The sequence below is a fragment of the Serratia sp. DD3 genome (assembly GCF_000496755.2).
In genome coordinates this window covers 24,075-45,452 of sequence record NZ_AYKS02000044.1, presented here as the reverse complement: position 1 = coordinate 45,452, position 21,378 = coordinate 24,075, and the positions used below count along the sequence as shown (strand labels likewise).

General features: G+C 49.4%; 19 protein-coding genes and 3 pseudogenes. 16 read left to right on the top strand and 6 right to left on the bottom strand.

The features are described 5' to 3' along the window. The first annotated feature begins 70 nt into the window (after positions 1-70). From cpdA to IO95_RS07220, 12 genes and pseudogenes are all read left to right on the top strand, one after another. Positions 71-898 carry a 3',5'-cyclic-AMP phosphodiesterase gene (gene cpdA, locus IO95_RS07280; protein WP_023490682.1) on the top strand — a complete coding sequence of 276 codons (828 nt, stop codon included), beginning with the start codon at positions 71-73 and terminating at the stop codon, positions 896-898. Next, positions 898-1,473 carry an esterase YqiA gene (gene yqiA / locus IO95_RS07275; RefSeq protein WP_023490681.1) on the top strand — a complete coding sequence of 192 codons (576 nt, stop codon included), beginning with the start codon at positions 898-900 and terminating at the stop codon, positions 1,471-1,473. Before cpdA ends, yqiA begins: the two co-directional genes overlap by 1 nt. A 26-nt stretch (positions 1,474-1,499) precedes the next feature. Beyond that, on the top strand, positions 1,500-3,395 hold the full coding sequence (gene parE / locus IO95_RS07270) for a DNA topoisomerase IV subunit B (protein ID WP_023490680.1): 1,896 nt from the start codon (positions 1,500-1,502) through the stop codon (positions 3,393-3,395). Between the two features lie 75 nt (positions 3,396-3,470). Continuing rightward, positions 3,471-4,367, top strand: coding sequence for a LysR substrate-binding domain-containing protein (locus IO95_RS07265; protein ID WP_037384625.1), 897 nt, complete (start codon positions 3,471-3,473; stop codon positions 4,365-4,367). A 292-nt stretch (positions 4,368-4,659) separates the two neighbouring features. Beyond that, the gene (locus IO95_RS07260) at positions 4,660-4,950 is read left to right on the top strand and encodes a DeoR family transcriptional regulator (protein ID WP_037384623.1); all 291 of its coding nucleotides are present in this window, start codon (positions 4,660-4,662) and stop codon (positions 4,948-4,950) included. A 222-nt stretch (positions 4,951-5,172) separates the two neighbouring features. Continuing rightward, entirely contained in the window at positions 5,173-5,667 is a 495-nt protein-coding gene (locus IO95_RS07250; protein WP_023490290.1) for a hypothetical protein, read from the top strand. Further along, entirely contained in the window at positions 5,667-6,956 is a 1,290-nt protein-coding gene (locus tag IO95_RS07245; protein WP_037384617.1) for a PAAR domain-containing protein, read from the top strand. Before IO95_RS07250 ends, IO95_RS07245 begins: the two co-directional genes overlap by 1 nt. A gap of 781 nt (positions 6,957-7,737) precedes the next feature. Continuing rightward, positions 7,738-7,977, top strand: a pseudogene (locus IO95_RS07235) (Tn3 family transposase); the annotation flags it as partial. Further along, positions 7,941-8,114: pseudogene (locus IO95_RS25090) on the top strand (LysR family transcriptional regulator); the annotation flags it as partial. The pseudogenes IO95_RS07235 and IO95_RS25090, both read left to right, overlap by 37 nt. A 170-nt stretch (positions 8,115-8,284) precedes the next feature. After that, the gene (rbsK, locus tag IO95_RS07230) at positions 8,285-9,496 is read left to right on the top strand and encodes a ribokinase (protein ID WP_037384670.1); all 1,212 of its coding nucleotides are present in this window, start codon (positions 8,285-8,287) and stop codon (positions 9,494-9,496) included. Between the two features lie 41 nt (positions 9,497-9,537). Continuing rightward, complete coding sequence (locus tag IO95_RS07225) at positions 9,538-10,485, top strand: nucleoside hydrolase (RefSeq protein ID WP_023489182.1); 948 nt, start codon at positions 9,538-9,540, stop codon at positions 10,483-10,485. Beyond that, on the top strand, positions 10,485-11,879 hold the full coding sequence (locus IO95_RS07220) for an MFS transporter (RefSeq protein ID WP_023489183.1): 1,395 nt from the start codon (positions 10,485-10,487) through the stop codon (positions 11,877-11,879). Before IO95_RS07225 ends, IO95_RS07220 begins: the two co-directional genes overlap by 1 nt. A 93-nt stretch (positions 11,880-11,972) precedes the next feature. Here IO95_RS07220 and IO95_RS23450 read toward each other — a convergent pair whose 3' ends face one another. The 4 genes from IO95_RS23450 to tnpA all read right to left on the bottom strand — a co-directional run bounded on the left by IO95_RS23450 (position 11,973) and on the right by tnpA (position 13,511). Beyond that, positions 11,973-12,398: a DUF4952 domain-containing protein gene (locus tag IO95_RS23450; protein ID WP_023489184.1), complete on the bottom strand. Its 426-nt coding sequence runs from the start codon at positions 12,396-12,398 to the stop codon at positions 11,973-11,975. Positions 12,399-12,410: 12 nt separating this feature from the next. After that, positions 12,411-12,698: a type II toxin-antitoxin system RelE/ParE family toxin gene (locus IO95_RS07210; RefSeq protein ID WP_023489185.1), complete on the bottom strand. Its 288-nt coding sequence runs from the start codon at positions 12,696-12,698 to the stop codon at positions 12,411-12,413. After that, entirely contained in the window at positions 12,695-12,946 is a 252-nt protein-coding gene (locus IO95_RS07205) for a type II toxin-antitoxin system Phd/YefM family antitoxin (protein WP_037384612.1), read from the bottom strand. Before IO95_RS07205 ends, IO95_RS07210 begins: the two co-directional genes overlap by 4 nt. A gap of 148 nt (positions 12,947-13,094) precedes the next feature. After that, the gene (gene tnpA / locus IO95_RS07200) at positions 13,095-13,511 is read right to left on the bottom strand and encodes an IS200/IS605 family transposase (RefSeq protein WP_023492913.1); all 417 of its coding nucleotides are present in this window, start codon (positions 13,509-13,511) and stop codon (positions 13,095-13,097) included. A 23-nt stretch (positions 13,512-13,534) separates the two neighbouring features. Here tnpA and IO95_RS07195 point away from each other — a divergent pair. Beyond that, positions 13,535-14,743: pseudogene (locus tag IO95_RS07195) on the top strand (RNA-guided endonuclease InsQ/TnpB family protein). Positions 14,744-14,861: 118 nt separating this feature from the next. Here the strand turns inward: IO95_RS07195 and IO95_RS07190 are convergent. Next, positions 14,862-15,443: an NAD(P)H-dependent oxidoreductase gene (locus IO95_RS07190; protein ID WP_023489888.1), complete on the bottom strand. Its 582-nt coding sequence runs from the start codon at positions 15,441-15,443 to the stop codon at positions 14,862-14,864. 258 nt (positions 15,444-15,701) lie between these two features. Here IO95_RS07190 and parC point away from each other — a divergent pair, with 258 nt between their 5' ends. The 3 genes from parC to ftsP all read left to right on the top strand — a co-directional run bounded on the left by parC (position 15,702) and on the right by ftsP (position 20,393). Then, positions 15,702-17,975 (top strand): DNA topoisomerase IV subunit A, encoded by a 2,274-nt coding sequence (gene parC / locus IO95_RS07185; protein WP_023489889.1) that lies wholly within the window; start codon positions 15,702-15,704, stop codon positions 17,973-17,975. Positions 17,976-18,012: 37 nt separating this feature from the next. Further along, complete coding sequence (locus tag IO95_RS07180) at positions 18,013-18,747, top strand: 1-acylglycerol-3-phosphate O-acyltransferase (RefSeq protein WP_023489890.1); 735 nt, start codon at positions 18,013-18,015, stop codon at positions 18,745-18,747. 230 nt (positions 18,748-18,977) lie between these two features. Beyond that, complete coding sequence (gene ftsP / locus IO95_RS07175) at positions 18,978-20,393, top strand: cell division protein FtsP (RefSeq protein ID WP_023489891.1); 1,416 nt, start codon at positions 18,978-18,980, stop codon at positions 20,391-20,393. Here the strand turns inward: ftsP and IO95_RS07170 are convergent. After that, complete coding sequence (locus IO95_RS07170; RefSeq protein WP_023489892.1) at positions 20,390-21,304, bottom strand: LysR family transcriptional regulator; 915 nt, start codon at positions 21,302-21,304, stop codon at positions 20,390-20,392. The genes ftsP and IO95_RS07170 overlap by 4 nt on opposite strands. Positions 21,305-21,378: the final 74 nt, after the last annotated feature.

Genomic DNA, 21,378 nt, shown 5'->3' with positions numbered 1-21,378 from the left:
CCCTGTGGGGTTTAGGCTGCAGCTTGAATGGCGACGGGTATAGAGAGACTGAAATAGTAAAGGACACCATTTGGAAAGCCTGTTTAGACTGCCTGTGGCTGGTGGGGCCAAGGTCAGGATTTTACAAATAACTGATACTCACCTTTTTGCCAGCCAGAGTGAGACTTTGCTTGGCATTAACACTTATTCCAGTTATCACGCCGTGCTGGATGCTGTCATCGCACAGCAGTGTGAATATGATTTGGTGGTAGCGACGGGAGACTTGGCACAGGACCATTCGTTGGAAGCATATCAGCACTTTGCTGCGGGCATGAAACGTTTGCCAGTGCCTTGTGTTTGGCTTCCGGGTAATCATGATTTTCAACCCGCCATGGTGTGTGCGCTGGCTGAGGCGGCTATTTCACCCTCCAAGCAGGTACTGGTGGGTGAGCACTGGCAAATTCTGTTACTGGATAGCCAGGTGTTCGGTGTGCCTCACGGTGAGTTGAGCGAGTATCAGTTGGGGTGGATGGAACGCTGTCTGCAGGCGTATCCTGAACGTTATACCCTGTTGCTACTGCATCACCATCCGTTACCCTCAGGCTGTACTTGGCTCGATCAACATGGCCTGCGCAACCCGCACGTGCTGGCGGCTATTTTGTTGCGCTACCCTAAGGTCAATACCTTATTGTGTGGGCATATCCATCAGGAGTTGGATCTGGATTGGTATGGGCGGCGGTTATTGGCCTCCCCCTCCACATGTGTGCAATTCAAACCGCATTGTACTAATTTTACTATTGATGCGGTTTCTCCTGGTTGGCGCTATCTTGATCTACTGCCGGATGGCCGGGTGGAAACCCAGGTATTCCGGCTGGAGAACGATGATTTCCGCCCCGATATGGATTCGGACGGTTACTGATGTCTTCAACACTACTCTATTTGCACGGTTTTAACAGTTCCCCGCTCTCTGCCAAAGCGAGTTCATTGAAAGCCTGGCTGGCAGAGCATCACCCTGATATCGAGATGCTGGTACCTCAGTTGCCAGCTTATCCAGCCGATGCGGCAGAGATCCTCGAAGATATGGTCATGTCGCGTGCAGGGCAGACGATGGGGATCGTCGGCTCTTCGTTAGGGGGTTACTATGCCACCTGGTTATCACAATGTTTTGTTCTGCCAGCGGTGGTGGTCAACCCGGCAGTGAAGCCCTTTGAGTTGCTGATTGACTATCTTGGGGTTAACGAGAACCCCTACACCGGGCAGCAATATGTGTTAGAGTCACGCCATATTTACGATCTGAAAGTGATGCAGATTGAACCTTTAGAGTCGCCAGATTTAATCTGGTTGCTGCAGCAAACCGGCGATGAAGTGCTCGATTATGGTCAGGCAGTGGCTTATTACAGTGCCTGTCGCCAAACAGTAGAATCGGGTGGCAATCATGCTTTTGTCGGTTTCGAGCACTACTTCCCACAGATTGTGGATTTTTTGGGGCTGTGAAACCTTAACCACGAAAATAATCAACGATGACTCAATCCAGCTATAACGCAGATGCCATTGAAGTACTCAGTGGCCTAGAACCAGTGCGCCGTCGTCCCGGTATGTATACCGATACCACGCGCCCAAACCACCTTGGTCAAGAGGTGATTGATAACAGCGTCGATGAAGCGCTGGCAGGACATGCCAAGCGTATCGACGTGATCCTGCACGCCGATCAATCGCTGGAAGTGATTGATGATGGCCGTGGTATGCCAGTCGATATCCACCCGGAAGAAGGGGTGCCAGCGGTGGAGCTGATCTTGTGTCGTTTGCATGCTGGGGGCAAGTTTTCCAATAAAAACTACCAGTTCTCGGGTGGTTTGCACGGCGTGGGCATCTCTGTGGTAAACGCCCTGTCGAAACGGGTGGAAGTTAACGTTCGCCGTGATGGCAATGTGTACAGTATTGCGTTTGAAAATGGCGATAAAGTCCAGGACCTGGAAGTGACGGGTACCTGCGGCAAGCGTAATACCGGTACCAGTGTTCATTTCTGGCCAGACGAGCAGTTTTTTGACAGCCCACGGTTCTCGGTTTCCCGCTTGAGCCATCTGCTGAAGGCCAAAGCAGTACTGTGCCCCGGCGTTGAAATCTACTTTATCGACAAAATTAACAATACCGAGCAGCGTTGGTGCTATCAAGATGGCCTGACCGACTACCTGATGGAAGCGGTGAATGGCTTGGTTACGTTGCCGGAAGCCGCCTTTGTCGGTAATTTTGCCAGTGATGTCGAAGCGGTGGACTGGGCGCTATTGTGGCTACCGGAAGGCGGGGAGCTGTTGACAGAAAGCTACGTCAACCTGATCCCGACCATGCAGGGCGGGACGCATGTTAATGGTTTGCGCCAGGGGTTACTGGATGCCATGCGCGAGTTTTGTGAATTCCGCAATATTCTGCCTCGCGGGGTGAAACTTTCAGCAGAAGATATTTGGGACCGCTGTGCCTATGTGCTCTCGGTGAAAATGCAGGATCCGCAATTTGCCGGCCAGACCAAAGAACGCCTCTCTTCCCGCCAATGTGCGGCTTTTGTCTCTGGGGTGGTAAAAGATGCTTTCAGCTTGTGGCTGAACCAGAATGTTCAGGCAGCTGAACAACTGGCAGAACTGGCGATCTCCAGTGCTCAACGCCGTCTACGGGCGGCGAAGAAGGTGGTGCGTAAAAAACTGACCAGTGGGCCGGCATTGCCGGGCAAGCTGGCGGATTGCACCTCGCAGGATTTGAGTATGACCGAGCTGTTCCTGGTGGAAGGGGACTCGGCAGGGGGCTCGGCCAAACAGGCTCGCGATCGGGAATACCAAGCGATCATGCCGTTAAAAGGCAAGATTCTGAATACCTGGGAGGTCTCTTCCGACGAGGTGCTGGCCTCACAAGAAGTACACGATATTTCAGTAGCGATCGGTATTGATCCCGACAGTGATGATCTGAGCCAATTGCGCTATGGCAAAATCTGTATCCTGGCGGATGCGGATTCCGATGGTCTGCACATTGCCACACTGCTGTGCGCGCTGTTTGTGCGCCACTTCCGTTCATTGGTGGTTGGCGGGCATGTCTATGTGGCGATGCCGCCGTTGTATCGTATCGACTTGGGTAAAGAGGTGTATTACGCCCTGGACGAAGAAGAGAAGGCCGGGGTATTGGATCAGTTGAAGCGCAAGAAAGGCAAACCGAACGTACAGCGGTTTAAAGGGTTGGGTGAAATGAACCCGCTGCAATTGCGTGAAACCACACTGGATCCTAATACCCGCCGTCTGGTGCAGTTGACCATCAATGAAGAAAACACGGCACAAACCATGGCGATTATGGATATGTTGCTGGCGAAGAAGCGTTCAGAAGATCGGCGTAACTGGTTGCAGGATAAAGGCGACACGGCCGAACTTGACGTGTGATGCTGGTGGGGGCGGTCTCTCCGTTGCTGTTCAAGTGGCAAGGGTGACTGAACCCGGTAACCCAGGGTGGGGCGTATGAAAATCACGCTTGAAGAGTTATTAGCTTACACGACGGTAGTCGACAGTGGCTCGGTTACTGCGGCTGCTGAATTGTTGGGGCAGACCACCTCTGGCATCAGCCGTGCCCTTAGCCGTTTGGAAAAAAAACTCGATACCACCTTATTACGCCGTACCACCCGCCGCCTGACCATGACCGAAGAAGGGCAAAGTTTTTTAGTCCATGCGCGAGAGATTATTAACGCTGTGGATCATGCCGAAGAGCAAATGGCACTACGCCGCCAGATCCCGGCAGGCCGCTTGCGAGTTAATGCAGCGGCCCCCTTTATGGAACATGTGATCGTGCCGCTGGTACCGGGTTTTCGGCAAAATTTCCCGCAGATTGAGTTAGAACTGAATACCGATAACCGGATTATCGACTTAGTGGAAAAACGCACCGACATTGCCATTCGTATCGGCATATTGCGTGACTCCACCATCCATGCTCGTTTGCTGGGCACCAGCCAGGTACGCATTCTTGCCAGCCCGGATTACCTTGCCCGTTGTGGCACTCCGCACAGTGTAGAAGCCTTGAGCCACCACTGTTTATTGGGCTTTACCCAACCTGAATCACTTAACCAGTGGCCGCTACGTAATCATCAGGCGGAGTTCTTTACCATAACCCCCACCTTATCGGCATCCAGTGGTGAAACGCTACGGCAACTGGCGCTATGTGGTGTGGGCATTGTGCGGTTGGCTGATTTTATGACGCGGCAAGATCAGCAAGCTGGGCGGTTGATCCCACTATTGACGGAAGAAACGCTGGTAGTACGGCAGCCGATCAATGCTGTCTATTACCGTAATACCCCACTAGCGGCACGCATTACCTGTTTTCTCGATTATGTCAGCACTCATATTAATGAGCAGACGTTATAGATAATATACTCGTCATACTTTAAGCTGCTTGGTTGTTGGCTTCCCTCGTTCACCCTAGTCACATAGTTAGCTATGCTCCTAGGGATTCGCTCAGTTGCCGCCTACAAGCAACTCGAATTATTTAGAGTATATTTTATTATCCATCCAAAATCAGAATGAATATTATTTATTTATCATTTAAATGAATGATTTATTTTGGCTTCCGTTTACTTCCGTTTTCTATAACAATACATGAGTGTTGTCACTTTTTTATTATTACATCTGGTTATTATCTGGTGGAAAGAGTTTTATTATGATGTTTAGAGAGAAAAGGCAGGAAGTCATTCTGGGGTTGTTGGATAAAAATGAAAGTTTGAGTGTTAATTACTTGGCCAGGTTCTTTTTTATTTCCAAAGAAACCATTCGTAAAGACTTAAGTGAGTTGGCTGAAAAGGGCGTTATTCAACGTTATCATGGTGGGGCGTCGATAATGGCCACCAGCAATACGTTGTGCCCCGGTGGTAAGGGGGCAAACCAGGCACTGGCCGCCAGCTTTGCTGATGCTAACAAGAAAAGGAATATCTTCAATCGTATAGACTTCTAACGCCAACCACAACGACCCAACAGCTTCTCAAGACCTGCAACGTTTCCAGTTACATGGGCCAAGAGCGGTATAATTTGATTACCGTTCTCATCAAAAGCTGCATCCAACAATGCCCAGTGGAAGCGAAGCTGCGATTTGACGACATGTAGCGGTGATTTGGGTTTAATCCAGTCCGGGACATTATGAGGTGATTTTACAAACTCAAACGTACAAGGGAACAGCATGGAAAAGCAGTACACCAACGATATCACCCGTGAGCTGATTGCTCAGATGAAAGCGCCTTACTCTGCGGCGGAAATGGCTCAAATGGGCGAAGAACAGCGAACCGTGTTTGAAGAACATATCAGGGAAATGGCCCCCTGCACTCTGGAGGGCATCTGGCGTTTTGCTACGGACGGAGCTCTTAGTCGTCAGGGGGGGCTAATTGAACAAGGCAGTGCTGACGATCAATTTCATCTTCCAGACGGCCGTGTACTGAGCCGGGCGATGGTCGGGGACTTCGTTATTTATCCTGATGGTTCACGTGCCCGTATTATCTCCGGATCCGGGTATGCGGCTATGAACGGGGACGGTGTATCTTTTGCGCTTGTTGGCAGCCGACTTGATAACGGCGATGAGATTATCAGTACGCCTCTGCCTGATGTTCTGCTAGCACAGTGGGACAATTGCGAACCCCTGCCGGATGATTTTCTGGTTCCCGTGCCGGAGTGTAAATAATGGGATTCGGATATTGGATAGTGAAGGGGGACAAGACCAGTTGTGGCGGCAGTGTTCTGAACGGACGTCCCGAAAAAAAAATAGGTAAAAATAACAACTATGTCGCAGTGAACGGTAGCCCGGTGTCCTGCGGCAAGCACCCCGGGACTTACAGCGTGGGGGGAGGTTATCCGGGCGAGATCATTCATGGAAGTTATGCTGCGAGCACGCTGTACAGCCGTTCAACCTGTCCGTGTAAGGCATTTTTTATCCCCTCGCAGACCTTTATGTCACATGGGCCTTATCATGCTCCTCAGAGAGCATCAGTCTCTGCTGAGCCAGAACAGCATGCTCAGACTGCCAAAAGCGCAAACCCACCGTCCTATCTTACAGGTGAGAAAACAGAATCTGGTTTTGTCCCTGACTACCCTGTTTTACGAAATACGCAGGAATTTCCGGATGAAAATCTGCGGGGCATGCTGTCACAGAATAATAATGATGTGATGCTGATCACAATTTCAGAAGCTTTTGAGGTGCTCCAGTCGTGGGGCTGGAATGATACAAAAACAGTGTGGGTGGAAACTACACAGTCAGATGTGGGGCAGGTTCTGGTTAACTATGGCGTGAACGGAAAAGACGTTGTAACCACGTCGATGATAATTTCGAAGCTAGGGAGTTTTGGTATAAGGGCGACGGTTTACCTTAACCATAAGGGGACCGAGCTAATTAAGTTGACGGGATATCCTGGGATCAGGAAGGTATTAAATGCCCCGGTTTTTGCATTGAAAAATCCAAAGGTGGTAGATCTTGGCATAGGTAAATATGGTCTTGGTAAATCAATTGTTGAAGGTGCCCGTTTAACTTTTTATGTCGCTGCGGCATACAGAACGCTTGATTTTATATTGAATGATGAGACGCGTCTTGCTCAGTTTATAGGTTCGCTGGCAACTGATGTGGTGAAAATAGGGCTCGTTTCCGCTATTAGTTGGGGCTCTGTGAGTGCTATTACTGCTTTTACCGCAGTAGTTTCTGTTCCTTTGATCGCTGTTGTTGCGATTGGTCTTGTTACAGCGGTAGTTCTTAATGAGTTAGATGAAAAGTTTGGAATTACTGATAAGGTTGTTGCATACATAGAGCGTTCTCAACAGGAGTTTGTTGAGAAGGCTCGAGAGATAGAAAATGGGTTCTGGGATCTGGGAGCTATGCTTGCAGATAGAATGTTAGATAAAGGAAAGGAAGTTATTGAGTATGAGGTTAGAAAATACATGCGAGAATCATTTAAAGATATAATACCGAGGCACTTTCAATGATGAAGTTTTCTTTTATTAATCGATTTTGGTTTGTTTTTTTTGATTTGATGTTGGTTTTAGTTACCGTCGTTTCATTTTACTTTGGATTTGAACGGTTTTTTACTTATTTTTCATATCCGGATTTCTTTGTTTTCTCGGTTTTCTCGGTTTTCTCGGTGTTGTTTTTTATGATATCAATTCCAATATTGACCTTGTCATTCAGTCCTATATATATAGGGTTTCAATCGAGCATTGAATTCCAGAAGAAAGTAGCAAAATGCATTGTGTTTGGTTTGTGTTTTATTGTTTTATTGTCATTGGTGTTTAATTATTATTATATTAGCGCAATTAGCAATAAAGGATATATTAAATGCAATGGGATTCCATCTGGTTGGATGCCGGGTATGGCGACTAAATATGCTACTAGTGAACTGCTATGTTCGAAAAAGGATCCTTGAGATCCTTTTACTCTGCGAGCAATCTCTTGCTCAGAAACGAAAAAAACCGCCGTAAGGCGGATTTTTAAGCCAGAACCTTGAGCTGGAAACTCTCAGAACTGGTCGGTAACCGGAATCTTAGTGGGAATTCGTCACCAAAACTGTACTTGCTGTGTAGCTTCTAACAGGGCAGTTTGGATATCGAATAGAGTCGAGATGTGGCGCGGTAATTTTGCAGGTCAGGCATATCTGTTGCCGAGCCTGTAATTAAAATTGGGTAATTGCCTGTTTTTGGTATGTTCTTCCTAACAATGGAGACAGACAAATTATGGACGAAAAGAAACTCAAGGCACTGGCTGCCGAACTGGAATACCATTTATATGCAGGCCGCACTGGCACATTTGCGTGATGAGGGCGAAGTCATTAATGAAGAAGATGAAGTCCGGCTTTCGCCACTGCGGCATGCGCATATCAATATGCTGGGGCACTATACATTTACGCTTGCAGAACAAGTAACAAAGGGCAAGCTCAGACCTCTTAAGCAGGAGGATGAGGCTGGTGATTGGCCTTTCTGCCGCGGCAAGATCAGCAAGCTGGACGGTTGATCCCACTATTGACGGAAGAAACGCTGGTAGTACGGCAGCCGATCAATGCTGTCTATTACCGTAATACCCCACTAGCGGCACGCATTACCTGTTTTCTCGATTATGTCAGCACTCATATTAATGAGCAGACGTTATAGATAATTCTTCATTATTCATCCAAAATCATAATGAATGTTATTTATTTATCATTTAAATGAATGATTTATTTTGGCTTCCGTTTACTTCCGTTTTCTATAACAATACATGAGTGTTGTCACTTTTTTATTATTACATCCGGTTATTATCTGGTGGAAAGAATTTTATTATGATGTTTAGAGAAAAAAGGCAGGAAGTCATTCTGGGGTTGTTGGATAAAAATGAAAGTTTGAGTGTTAATTACTTGGCCAGGTTCTTTTTTATTTCCAAAGAAACCATTCGTAAAGACTTAAGTGAGTTGGCTGAAAAGGGCGTTATTCAACGTTATCATGGTGGGGCGAGAATATTACGCCGGGTACTACTGTCAGAAATCAGTAAGGCGAATCAGTTAAATATTGAGGCGTTACTGAAGAAAATTAACAGCCAGAAAGCGATAAATCAAAAAACAGCACGGGGAGATAAAATGACCGGACAGGTCTGTATTTTAGGTTCGTTCAATATGGATATTGTATCGAAGGTGGCTCGTTTTCCTCATGGCGGGGAGTCGATCATGGCCACCAGCAACACGTTGTGCCCCGGTGGCAAGGGGGCAAACCAGGCACTGGCCGCCAGCTTTGCTGATGCTAACGTTCACTTTGCCTGTAAAGTGGGGGATGACCAATTCGGTCAACTGGCTTATGAGCATCTCTCATCCTCAAATATTGACAGTTTAACGCTTTATAAATCGGCGACTCAGCCAACTGGAAGTGCAGTCATTTTTGTCTCGGAGCAAAATGGCGAGAATATGATTGCGATTGATTCTGGTGCAAATAAAACCGTAACCGAAGATGAGGTGGCACGGTTAGAGCCCCATTTAAAACAAGCGGGGATCTTGTTAGTGCAGTTGGAGAATAATATTGATGCAACCATTAACGCGATTATGTTAGCTAAAGCGTTAGGGGTTAAGGTTATTCTTAATCCCGCACCATACTCTGACGGAATATTACCGTATTTACATCAAGTCGATATTGTCACCCCTAATGAGACCGAGGCCTCATTACTGTCTGGAATCCAAGTTTGTGATTTAAACAGTGCCCGTCAAGCGGCAGAGGTGATCGCCAGCCACGGGGTGAATACGGTGCTTATTACCCTTGGGAGTAAGGGCTCATTATTGTATGAAAATAACAAATTCAGCCATATTCCCGCATTGCCGGCGCTGGCTGTTGATACCACTGGCGCGGGGGATGCTTTTAATGGGGCTTTGAGCGCTGCAATCGCCAAAGGGAAAAATATCCATCAGGCGGCAGTCTATGCCACGGCATTTGCCTCGCTGGCAGTGGAACGGGAGGGGGCGTCCAATATGCCGTCTCACCAGTCGGTGTTACAGCGTTTATCACAGCATTAATGCTTCATATATAAGCCAACAAATAAAAAGAGACGATAAAGATGACAAAAAAAATCATTTTAGACTGCGACCCAGGTCATGATGACGCGATCGCCATATTATTGGCTCATGGCAATCCAGATATTGAGTTACTGGCGGTGACCACGGTAGTGGGTAATCAGACGCTGGAAAAGGTGACCCGCAATGCCTTGGCGGTGGCCCGTATTGCCAATATTACTGGGGTGCCTTTTGCTGCCGGGTGCCCACGCCCACTGGTACGTCAAATTGAGCTGGCACCCGACATTCATGGGGAGTCGGGCATGGATGGCCCGGTATTGCCCGCACCGACCTTAGCGCTGGATCCCCGCCATGCTGTGGATTTGATTATCGAGACCATCATGTCTCACCCAGCAGGGACGATTACCTTAGTGCCAACCGGTGGCTTGACGAATATCGCCCTGGCGGCAAGAAAAGAGCCGCGCATCGTTGAACGAGTCAAAGAAGTTGTGTTGATGGGGGGCGGTTACCATGTGGGTAACTGGAGTGCCGTGGCCGAGTTTAATATCAAGATCGATCCTGAAGCGGCCCATATTGTCTTCAATGAGAAGTGGCCACTGACCATGGTGGGGCTCGACCTGACACACCAAGCCCTGGCAACGCCAGAGGTGGTGGAGAAAATTAAAGCGGTTGGCACATTGCCCGCACAGTTTGTCGTTGAGTTATTGGAGTTTTTCAGTACCACCTATAAACAGGCGCAGGGCTTTGACTACCCACCGGTGCATGATCCTTGTGCTGTCGCCTATGTTATCGACCCCAATGTGATCACCGTAAAAAAAGTGCCAGTGGATATCGAGCTGACCGGTACGTTAACCTTGGGAATGACCGTGGCCGATTTCCGTTCTCCACCGGCGGCGGATTGTCATACCCAAGTCGCCGTTAAACTCGACCATGATTATTTCTGGCAGATGGTGGTGGACGCGCTAGAACATATTGGTGAGGTAACGACCTAATGCAGAACTCATCAGCTAACTCCGTCAGTATTAGTGCATTAATGGTCGCATTACTGGCAGCCTGTACCGCATTCCAGTTAAACGCCAGTATGTTAAGCCCGGTATTGGTGACGATCGCCAAGGAATTAAACACCAACGATGCCGCCGTGGGCTTATCTCAGACGGCATTTTTTACCGCCGCTGCGTTGTTTTCCCTGTTTCTCCCACGGTTAAGCGACATTATTGGGCGTAAAAAAGTCCTGATCTGGATGTTGGTGATCATGACATTGGGCACGGTGTTGGCAGCGATAGCCCCCAATATTACCGTGCTCTATATCGCGCGTATTATTCAAGGGGTATCCGGCCCGGTTGTGCCGCTGTGCTTGCTGATGTTGCGCCATGAGATTGCTGACCCTAAGAAATATGGCATGTTGATGGGGGTGGTGACGGCAGTTAACGGCGGGATTGCGGGCATCGATGCCTTTTTAGGGGGCGTATTGGCCACCCACTTTGGTTTTCGCTCGGTATTCTGGTTGATTACGGTGGTCGCAGTGGTGGCTGCGGGTTGTGTCGCCAAATGGGCGCCTGAATCTAAACCTTCAGCGGGCAGCAAAATGGATTGGCTTGGGGTCACCCTGTTGGTGGGTTCCTTGGCATGTTTATTACTGGCACTGAATGAAGCCGGTAAGTTGGCTCAGGCAAACGGCTTGATGATCAGCGGGCTGGTTATCGTTGCTTTGCTGCTGTTTATGCTCTTCTGGAAAGTGGAAACTCACTTAGTGCAACCGCTGGTGACCACCGCGCATTTAAAACAGCGCAGCACCTGGGCGCTACTGCTGACCACGACACTCACCATGACCGGTATATTTGCGGTGATTAATGGTTTGGTGATGTCTTACGCACAAAACAAAGAGGTGGGTTTTGCGCTGGAAGCGGACTGGGCATCGTTAATTTTACTCACACCTTATGCGTTAGTAGGCTGGTTGGTCGGGCCATTCTCTGGTCGTTTTGCGCCGGGAATCGGTTATAACACCGTATTACGCCTAGGGCTGGTGGGCAGTATTATCGCCATTGCCTTGATGATGTTCTTCGGCCTGAACTCGTTAACCATGCTAGTGACCTGCGCGGTATTGATCGGCATTACCTATGCGGGAACCGGCAATATCATGCTGAATGGTCTAGGGATTGTGTTATCCCCCAAAGATAACCCAGGGTTTCTGCCGGGTATGAATGCCGGTGCATTTAATCTGGGGGCCGGTTTAAGCTTCGCTATTTTACCTGCGGTGCAAATGGTCAGTGATAGCCCGAGTGAAGGCTACTTTAATGGCATGTTGGTGGGGCTAATAATTACTGTGATGGCGCTATTATCTTCACTACTGATACCCCGGCCAGTCAGTGCCGAGATTAACGGTTGATGTTTATCGCCATCACCTTGCTGGTTGCCGGGTGATGGCGTGATGAGCCAAATCAGTCATGGAGTTGCTGTTTATATCGTCGGGGGCAGGGTATCAGGGATCATTGATGTAGTGCGTCATAGACAGAGTCAAATAGGGAATTTTCGACCATGCTTGACGCTCGTTGATGAGTGTCTCACCACCCATACCGATATAGTACTCGGCTCCATCCTTGCTACGATAAGCGACGGTGCGGGATTCCCAGCCACAGCAGACAAATTTTAATGGCTTGAGGTTGAATGTCTGGATAGCCCAGGCTTCCACTTGGGGTAAATCGTTACCCGTTACGCGATAGGTTGCTTCAAGATAATCGGTGTTTCTATCATGGTGTTTGGCACAGCCTTGGAATTTGACGTCAGGACGTGACAGGCCGAGCTGATGTAAAAAGTCACCGCATTCGAGTGGCGGATGTGCGACTGGTGCGGCATTTGCGTTGAAGTGGAGCCCAATAACGGCAAAAAAAAACGCCAGATATTTCATTACGATCTCCGTTTATCTGAGTCGTTTACTTGCCAGGTTATAGACCTCACTGTCTTCACGTTTACCCACGGCGACTACGGCAATAATTAATTCATTATCGATTACCTGATATACCAGCCTAAAGCCGGATGCTCGAAGTTTAATTTTGTAACAGCCCGGCATTCCCCTCAGCTTTGCCGAAGGGATATGGGGGTTTTCCGTGCATTTTTTCAGCTTTTTCGCAAACTGCTGCTGTATGGATTGGTCAAGATTACCCCATTCCTTAAGTGCATCCGTTCTGAACCTGACTCTGTAGCTCATAGATAGCTATCTAGGTCGATGTCATGTAATGCCTGTTCTGAACGCTGTTTGACCAGATTAGCCAGATCCTGGTCATCAATATACTCCAGCATCTGTTCGTAAAGTTTTGCAGGGACACAGTAGAATGCCGGCTGGTTACGATTCAGAATGGCTACCGGATACCCATCACCTGCATTGACCGTCGCCATGGGGTTTGTTTTGAGCTCAGTGATACTGGCCGTCGTGTTGCTATGAATGATGCTAGGCATAAATCCCCCGGGAAAAAACCAGTTAATAGGTTTTATTGTATCATATGGAAACCGATTAACCTGTTTTTGGCGATCATTTGTCCGATTTTATCCGGTGTGCCGTAAAACCCCGTCCTTCAGGGCGAGGATATAAGGCACGGTTTTCTACCTAACTTGGTGTTTGCTGTTGCTCAATGTATTGCCTGATGATGGATATTGGCGATCCGCCGCAGCTACTGGCAAAGTAGCTCGGCGCCCACAGAACACCTTTGTAGTAATACTGAGCTGCAATGTCAGGGCGATCACGACGAAGTAATCGGCTAGACACACCCTTGAGGCTGTTAACAAGATTTGATACCGCTAACTTTGGTGGGTAGTTAATCAGCAGGTGAACGTGATCGCCTTCGCCGTCCATCTCGACCAGTTCAACCTCGAAATCAGCGCATACACTGGCAAAGTAATTTCGTAGCTTCTCGATAGCATCCTGATCAAATACTCTGCGTCGATACTTGGTAACAAAGACCAAGTGAACATGCATCAGGAAAGTACAATGTCTTCCTCGACGAATATCAATTTCTTTTGTCATAGGCCAAGAGTATAATTGTGGGAATGAAGCGACTGCAAGCCTTTAAATTCCAGTTAAGACCCAATGGTCAGCAAGAGCGTGATATGCGGCGCTTCTCTGGGGCTTGTCGTTTTGTTTTTAACCGCGCACTGGCGTTACAGAATGAAAATCATGAGGCGGGAAACAAATACCTTCCCTAGGTAAAAATGGCCGCATGGCTGGTTGAGTGGAAAAAAGAACCTGAAACTCACTGGTTGAAAGAGTCACCTTCTCAGTCTTTACAGCAGGCGTTAAAAGACCTTGAGCGAGCCTATAAAAACTTCTTCCAAAAAAGAGCCTCATTCCCACGGCTTAAAAAACGTGGTCAAAGTGATTCATTCCGCTATCCGCAAGGTGTGAAGCTCGATCAGGAAAATAACCGTATATCGTTGCCAAAACTGGGCTGGATAAGCTACCGCAACAGCCGTGAGGTTGTTGGCGAGGTGAAAAACGTCACGGTTAGCCAGTCATGCGGTAAGTGGTACATGAGTATTCAGACTGAATACGAAGTCACTGAACCGGCTCATACCTCAACATCGATGGTAGGTCTTGATGCTGGCGTAGCAAAACTCGCTACGCTCTCTGATGGCACTGTGTTTGAGCCTGTAAACAGCTTTAAAACCAATCAGAAGAAAGTTGCCAAACTTCAGCGTGAAATGAGCCGTAAGGTGAAGTTCAGCAACAACTGGAAGAAGGCAAAACGCAAAGTACAAAACCTGCACTCTCGTATCGCAAATATTCGCCGCGACTACCTTCACAAAGTCAGTACGACAATCAGCAAAAACCACGCAATGATCGTCATTGAAGACTTGAAAGTTGCCAACATGTCAAAGTCGGCAGCGGGTACGGTAATCCAGCATGGGCGCAACGTCCGTGCAAAATCAGGCTTAAACCGTTCGATATTAGGTCAGGGGTGGTACGAACTTCGCCGCCAGCTTGAGTACAAACAGCTCTGGCGCGGTGGGCTGGTGCTGGCGATTAATCCAGCCTACACCAGTCAGAAATGCGCTTGCTGTGGTCATACAGCGAAAGAAAACCGCCAGTCACAAAGTCAGTTCGAGTGTCTGGAATGTGGCTATACAGAGAACGCCGATATAAACGGCGCTCGTAATATTTTAGCGGCGGGGCACGCCGCGTTAGCCTGTGGAGAGATGGCAGCTTTAGGCCGCTCGATGAAGCAGGAACCCACCGAGGCGAGTCAGGCTTCGGTCTGAACGCTGTAGGGATCCTCGCCCTTTAGGGCGGGGAGGATGTCAATGGGCAAATGATCACTTAAAACAATCAGAATTGCCTGCTGGTTTACTCAGTCAAGTCCAGTGGATTTTCCGCGTGTTAAGCAAAAACCTCACCCAGATGGGCACGCCAACGGGCGATATCACTGGCAACATCCGGCTGTTTAATTACGTTGTTACAGATAAAGGTCGGTAGTGCTTCCATCCCCAAGAACTGGTTGGCTTTGTGGAAGTGCAGGTAAACCCCATCAACACCGACTCCGTGGAAGAACTGATCCGGGTCGGTAAATGCTTCTAAGGGGGCGTTCCAGGTCAGGCTCAGCATATACTTTTTCCCATGAACCAGGCCGCCGGAGCCATATTTTTTACTGTCGTCGGAACGCGTCCGCCCATCGCTGGCGTAAAGTGTGCCGTGGCCTGCGGTGAACACCTCATCGATATACTTTTTCAGGATCCACGGTTCCCCCATCCACCAACCGGGCATCTGGTAAATAACGGTATCGGCCCAGAGGAACTTTGCTACCTCAGCGTCGATATCATAGCCATCATCAACCACCGTCACCTGAACCTGGTGCCTGGCATCACGCAGATAACTTTCTGCAATGTCGCTCAGTGTCTGGTTCAGTTGCCCGTTGGAATGGCCGAATTGCTTCTTGGCATTAATGATCAGAATATTGCTCATGGATAACGGGTCCTGTCAGAAGAAAAAAATGTTATGGCACATCACCAGGTGTCAGGCCATAGGATGGTTGGCAGTGTAATCCTTCAGTAAACAGAAAAAAATGTGATGTGAAGCATAACAGTGTTGACTATTAGTCAATATAACGGCGAGATCAGTGACATCATTGCACTAACCATGCGTCAACTGTGACAGCCACCCGGTAGATGAGTTACTATCGCCGGCAGAATCGACCTTTTGTCGTCTGAGGACATTTGAGTAATGAGTGAATTGACTCATGATGGTGTTGAGCGTCTACCGCTGCACACATTCACTGAAAAAGCCTATCTTGACTACTCCATGTACGTCATCATGGATCGGGCGCTGCCTTATATTGGTGATGGTTTAAAGCCAGTACAGCGTCGCATTATCTATGCCATGTCGGAACTGGGGCTGAGTAATAGCGCCAAATTCAAAAAATCCGCCCGTACCGTCGGTGACGTGCTGGGTAAATACCATCCCCATGGTGATAGCGCTTGCTATGAAGCCATGGTGCTGATGGCACAGCCCTTCTCTTACCGCTATCCGTTGGTGGATGGGCAAGGGAACTGGGGGGCACCGGATGATCCAAAATCCTTTGCCGCCATGCGTTATACCGAATCTCGCCTGTCAAAATATGCGGAAGTGCTACTGGGTGAACTGGGCCAGGGGACGGTGGAATGGGGGCCGAACTTTGATGGCACCATGCAAGAACCCAAGATGTTGCCTGCGCGTTTGCCGAATATCCTGCTGAACGGCACCACCGGTATTGCGGTGGGGATGGCAACGGATATTCCGCCACACAACGTGCGCGAAGTGGCGGCCGCTGTTGTGGCATTGATCGACAAACCGGGTGCTTCACTGGACGATCTGCTGGCGTTCGTACAAGGGCCGGACTACCCGACGGAAGCGGAGATCATCACCCCCAGCGAAGAGATCCGCAAAATTTACCAGCAGGGTCGTGGTTCGGTGCGGATGCGCGCGGTGTGGAAAAAAGAGGATGGCAGTGCGGTAATCACCGCTTTGCCACACCAGGTTTCTGGTGCCAAGGTGTTGGAGCAGATTGCCAGCCAGATGCGCGCCAAAAAACTGCCGATGGTGGAGGATCTGCGTGATGAGTCCGATCACGAAAACCCAACCCGCCTGGTGATTGTGCCGCGTTCTAACCGGATTGACTTGGAGCAGGTAATGAACCACCTGTTTGTCACCACTGATCTGGAACGCAGCTACCGTATCAATATGAACATGATTGGTCTGGATAATCGCCCCCAGGTTAAAGGGTTGGTGGAAATCCTGACTGAATGGCTGAGCTTCCGCCGTGAGACGGTGCGTCGCCGGTTGAATTATCGCTTGGAGAAGGTGCTTAAGCGGTTACATATTTTGGAAGGCTTACTGATAGCGTTCCTTAATATTGATGAAGTGATCCACATTATCCGCAGTGAAGATGAACCCAAACCGGTCTTGATCCAGCGTTTTGGCATCTCCGACACGCAGGCAGAAGCCATTCTGGAGCTGAAACTGCGTCATCTGGCCAAACTGGAAGAGGTGAAGATCCGCGCCGAACAGGATGAACTGGCGAAAGAGCGCGACCATCTGCAGGCCTTGTTAGCCTCTGAGCGCAAACTGAATAACTTGATCAAAAAAGAGATCCAGGCAGATGCGCAGGCTTATGGTGATGATCGCCGTTCGCCATTGACAGAACGTGAAGAAGCCAAGGCGATGAGTGAGCATGACTTTGTGCCTTCCGAACCGGTGACCATTGTCTTGTCGCAAATGGGCTGGGTACGCAGTGCCAAAGGCCATGATATCGACCCAAGTGGCTTGAGCTACAAAGCTGGAGACAGCTTCCGTGCGGCTACACGCGGCAAGAGCAACCAACCTGTGGTGTTTATTGACTCCACCGGGCGCAGCTATGCCCTTGACCCAATGACATTGCCTTCAGCACGTGGGCAAGGTGAACCGTTGACCGGCAAACTGACACCACCACCAGGGGCGACCATTGAACAGGTGTTGATGGCGGCTGACGAGCAGAAATTGTTGATGGCCTCGGATGCGGGTTACGGATTTGTGTGTACCTTCAACGATCTGGTGGCCCGTAACCGTGCGGGTAAAATCATGATTACCTTGCCGGATAACGCGAGCGTCCTGCCGCCGATGGTGATCAACAGTGATGACGATATGTTGTTGTCTATCAGTACTGCTGGCAGGATGCTGTTGTTCCCTGTCGCGGATCTGCCGCAGCTTTCAAAAGGGAAAGGCAACAAGATTATCTCTATTCCAGCCGCTCAGGCGGCGAGCGGTGAAGACAAACTGGCTTGGTTGTTTGTGTTACCACCGCAGACGGCGCTCACCTTGCATGTCGGTAAACGTAAGTTGAAGCTGCGGCCGGAGGATTTGCAGAAATTCCGTGCTGAGCGTGGCCGTAAAGGCACCTTGCTCCCACGTGGTCTGCAACGTATTGACCGGGTTGAATTGGATATGCCGGAGTCACTGTCCCTTGGGGATAGCGAAGAGTAAGGGGCTGCTGTGGCGGCTGTATGTGAATGAGGTTGGTATGTTATTAATATTACGTGCAATTATTGTCACGGTGTATTGCCTTCTGGTGTGCTTGCTGGGCTCTGTTTACTGCCTGTTTAGCCCACGGAATCCGCGTCATGTGGCCACTTTTGGTCATCTGTTTGGGCGCCTGTCGTCGGTATTTGGTTTGAAGGTTGAAATCCGTAAACCTGCCAATGCCGCCAATTTTGGCAAGTGCATCTATATTGCTAACCACCAGAACAACTACGATATGGTGACGGCAGCGAAAGTTGTGCAACCGCGGACGGTGACCGTAGGTAAAAAAAGCCTGATGTGGATCCCGTTTTTTGGTCAGCTTTATTGGCTGGCGGGTAACCTGCTGATTGACAGAGATAACCGTGCCAAAGCCCATGGCACTATTGCCCAGGTGGTTGAGGCTTTTGAGAAACAAGAGATTTCAATCTGGATGTTTCCTGAAGGGACCCGCAGCCGTGGGCGCGGCTTGCTGCCCTTTAAAACCGGTGCCTTTCACGCCGCTATTGCGGCAGGTGTGCCGATTGTGCCGATCTGTATCTCCACCACCAGCGGCAAGATTAATTTAAACCGCTGGAACAATGGTCATGTCATTATCGAGATGTTGGAACCGATTGACTCCAGTGGTTACAGTAAGGAACAGGTGCGTGAACTGGCCGCCCATTGCCATGAGTTGATGAAGGCAAAAATTGAACAGTTGGATGCGGAAGTCGCTGAGCTGGACGCCGGTAAAAAATAAATTTGGGTAGGCCATTAATGGCTATACCCAAAATAATTCGAGTTTCTTGTAGGCGGCAAGCAATGGAGTCCCCAGGAGCATAGACAACTATGTGACTGGGGTGACAGAGCGCTGCTAACACCCAAGTAACTTGAAGTAGGAAGGGTATATTTTGATCCGGCATGATGCCTTTTGTACCCCGATTACTCGGGGCTGTTTACCAGACTTGGCTTTATTTTGATGGAGAGATCATGTCACTCAGTCGACGTCAGTTCATACAGGCATCGGGTTTGGCTTGCTGTGCAGGGGCTGTGCCGCTGAGGGCGGAGGCGAGCGGAAATCAAACTCCCTTACCGATACCACCGTTGTTGGAATCTCTCCGTGGGCAACCACTGTTTTTAACCTTACAACGTACCCATTGGGCTTTTGCAGATAACCGCAAAACCTCTGTATGGGGCCTTAATGGCATCTATCTGGGGCCAACAGTAAAGGTGTACAACGGTGATGACGTCAAACTGATCTACAGTAATCGTCTGAATGAGCCAGTATCGATGACCATCAGTGGTCTGCAGGTACCGGGGGTGCTGATGGGTGGCGTACCACGGATGATGTCACCTAACGTAGACTGGTCGCCAGTGATACCGGTGCGCCAGGCCGCAGCGACCTGTTGGTATCATGCTAATACGCCGAATCGTATGGGGCCCCATATCTATAACGGTCTGGCGGGTTTATGGTTGGTTGAAGATGAAATCAGCAAAAACCTGCCATTGCCGAATCATTATGGTGTTGATGATTTCCCGTTGATTATTCAAGACAAGCGCTTGGATAACTTTGGTGTACCTGAATATAATCCGCCAGCACATGGGGGGTTTATTGGCGATACGCTATTGGTGAATGGGGCACAGAACCCGTTTGTTGAAGTGTCCCGCGGTTGGGTACGCCTGCGTTTACTGAATGCTTCCAACTCACGGCGCTATAGATTGCAACTGAGTGATGGCCGGCCAATCCATGTGATCGCCAATGATCAAGGGTTCCTGCCAGCCCCGGTTGCGGTGCAACAGCTGTCACTGGCTCCGGGGGAACGTCGTGAAGTGTTGATCGATATGTCGCAAGGGACAGAGGTTTCTCTCACTGCGGGTGAAGCGGCAGGCCTGATGGATCGCCTGCGTGGTCTGTTTGAACCTTCGAACCTTTTGATCTCCACCCAGGTATTGACCTTAAAACCGACCGGGTTGTTACCGTTGGTGACCGACACCTTGCCGACGCGGTTACTGGCAGATCAGTTAATAGAAGGGAACGCCAGTCGTTCGCGGGAATTCCAATTGGATGACACGATGGCTGGTATTAATGGCGCCCTTTGGGATATGCAGCGTATCGATGTACAAACCTTGCAGGGGAGTTGGGAACGTTGGACTATACGCGCCGACAAGCCTCAGGCGTTCCATATTCAGGGCGTGAAATTCCTGATCAAACGAGTCAATGGTGCTCAACCGATGGTGGAAGACCGTAGTTGGAAGGATACGGTCTGGGTTGATGGCACCGTTGAGCTGCTGGTTTATTTTAACCAGGTCTCTTCAGAGCACTTCCCGTTTCTGTACTATAGCCAGACGCTGGAAATGGCTGACCGTGGCTCTATTGGCCAGTTTGTGGCCCGAGGGGCTTCTTAAACCACCGTGGGTGTTCGCAACATTTGCAGGAACGCCTGTACCACTGGGGTGGCGCTTTCTGCCTGGTAAATCGCATACAGGTCGGCTGAAGGTGCCGCTTGTAGCGGGCAGAAGCTCACGCCAGGCCACGGAATGCATCCGTAACTCTCCGGCAACAGCGTAATACCAAATCCTTCCGCTACCAGCGCCATCAATGTTTGTGGCTCATTGACCTGATGAGCAATATTGGGGGCAAAGCCATGTTGCAGGCACAGATTATGCAGATACAGCCCCAGACTGGCTTCGCTGGCGGGTAACACAATAAACTGCTCATGTTGTAAAGCGGGCAAGGCCACTGCCTTTCCATTCGCTAATGGATGATTGACTGGCAACACCACCGCAATATTTTCCCGTGCCAACAGTTGGCAGGCGAGCCCTGGCAGCGACTGTTGCTGAGCCTCGCGCCAGACACCCATATCGATATGACGCTTTTGCAATGAAATAATTTGCTGGCTCGGTGTTTGTTCGTTTAATGTCCAGGTTATCTTCTCTGCCTGTGCGGTAAAGCGTTTTAGTGCCGGGAGCAACCCGCCCCAGGCAGAAGTCCCTACCATACCAATCACCATATGACCGGTTTCACCACGGCCTAACTGCTGTACCTGATGCAGTGCATTGCCGGCCTGATCCAACAACCTTTCTACGTTACGAAACAACGTGTGGCCAGCCTGTGTCAATGCCATGGAACGCGTGGTGCGCTTAAACAGTTCCACCCCTAACTGCTTTTCCAGCTCTTTAATATGTTTGCTCAGTGGCGGTTGCGAGATATTCAGCCGTTGGGCGGCCAGGGTGAAGTTCATCTCTTCAGCCACAATGCGGAAATAGTGCAGTAGGCGAAAGTTGATCCTGCCTGGGTCGGGTAATGGTTGTTTCATCGCTTTTGCTACCTCCTTGTAAAGTGAGATTTATAGTCAAACGGAATAAATCAATGGGTAACAATGTATTGGTC

Coding starts and splice junctions, on each gene's coding strand:
- yqiA (WP_023490681.1), top strand. CDS start 898: ATGTCTTCAACACTACTCTATTTGCACGGTTTTAACAGTTCCCCGCTC.
- parE (WP_023490680.1), top strand. CDS start 1,500: ATGACTCAATCCAGCTATAACGCAGATGCCATTGAAGTACTCAGTGGC.
- IO95_RS07265 (WP_037384625.1), top strand. CDS start 3,471: ATGAAAATCACGCTTGAAGAGTTATTAGCTTACACGACGGTAGTCGAC.
- IO95_RS07260 (WP_037384623.1), top strand. CDS start 4,660: ATGATGTTTAGAGAGAAAAGGCAGGAAGTCATTCTGGGGTTGTTGGAT.
- IO95_RS07250 (WP_023490290.1), top strand. CDS start 5,173: ATGGAAAAGCAGTACACCAACGATATCACCCGTGAGCTGATTGCTCAG.
- IO95_RS07245 (WP_037384617.1), top strand. CDS start 5,667: ATGGGATTCGGATATTGGATAGTGAAGGGGGACAAGACCAGTTGTGGC.
- rbsK (WP_037384670.1), top strand. CDS start 8,285: ATGTTTAGAGAAAAAAGGCAGGAAGTCATTCTGGGGTTGTTGGATAAA.
- IO95_RS07225 (WP_023489182.1), top strand. CDS start 9,538: ATGACAAAAAAAATCATTTTAGACTGCGACCCAGGTCATGATGACGCG.
- IO95_RS07220 (WP_023489183.1), top strand. CDS start 10,485: ATGCAGAACTCATCAGCTAACTCCGTCAGTATTAGTGCATTAATGGTC.
- IO95_RS23450 (WP_023489184.1), bottom strand. CDS start 12,398: ATGAAATATCTGGCGTTTTTTTTTGCCGTTATTGGGCTCCACTTCAAC.
- IO95_RS07210 (WP_023489185.1), bottom strand. CDS start 12,698: ATGAGCTACAGAGTCAGGTTCAGAACGGATGCACTTAAGGAATGGGGT.
- IO95_RS07205 (WP_037384612.1), bottom strand. CDS start 12,946: ATGCCTAGCATCATTCATAGCAACACGACGGCCAGTATCACTGAGCTC.
- tnpA (WP_023492913.1), bottom strand. CDS start 13,511: ATGACAAAAGAAATTGATATTCGTCGAGGAAGACATTGTACTTTCCTG.
- IO95_RS07190 (WP_023489888.1), bottom strand. CDS start 15,443: ATGAGCAATATTCTGATCATTAATGCCAAGAAGCAATTCGGCCATTCC.
- parC (WP_023489889.1), top strand. CDS start 15,702: ATGAGTGAATTGACTCATGATGGTGTTGAGCGTCTACCGCTGCACACA.
- IO95_RS07180 (WP_023489890.1), top strand. CDS start 18,013: ATGTTATTAATATTACGTGCAATTATTGTCACGGTGTATTGCCTTCTG.
- ftsP (WP_023489891.1), top strand. CDS start 18,978: ATGTCACTCAGTCGACGTCAGTTCATACAGGCATCGGGTTTGGCTTGC.
- IO95_RS07170 (WP_023489892.1), bottom strand. CDS start 21,304: ATGAAACAACCATTACCCGACCCAGGCAGGATCAACTTTCGCCTACTG.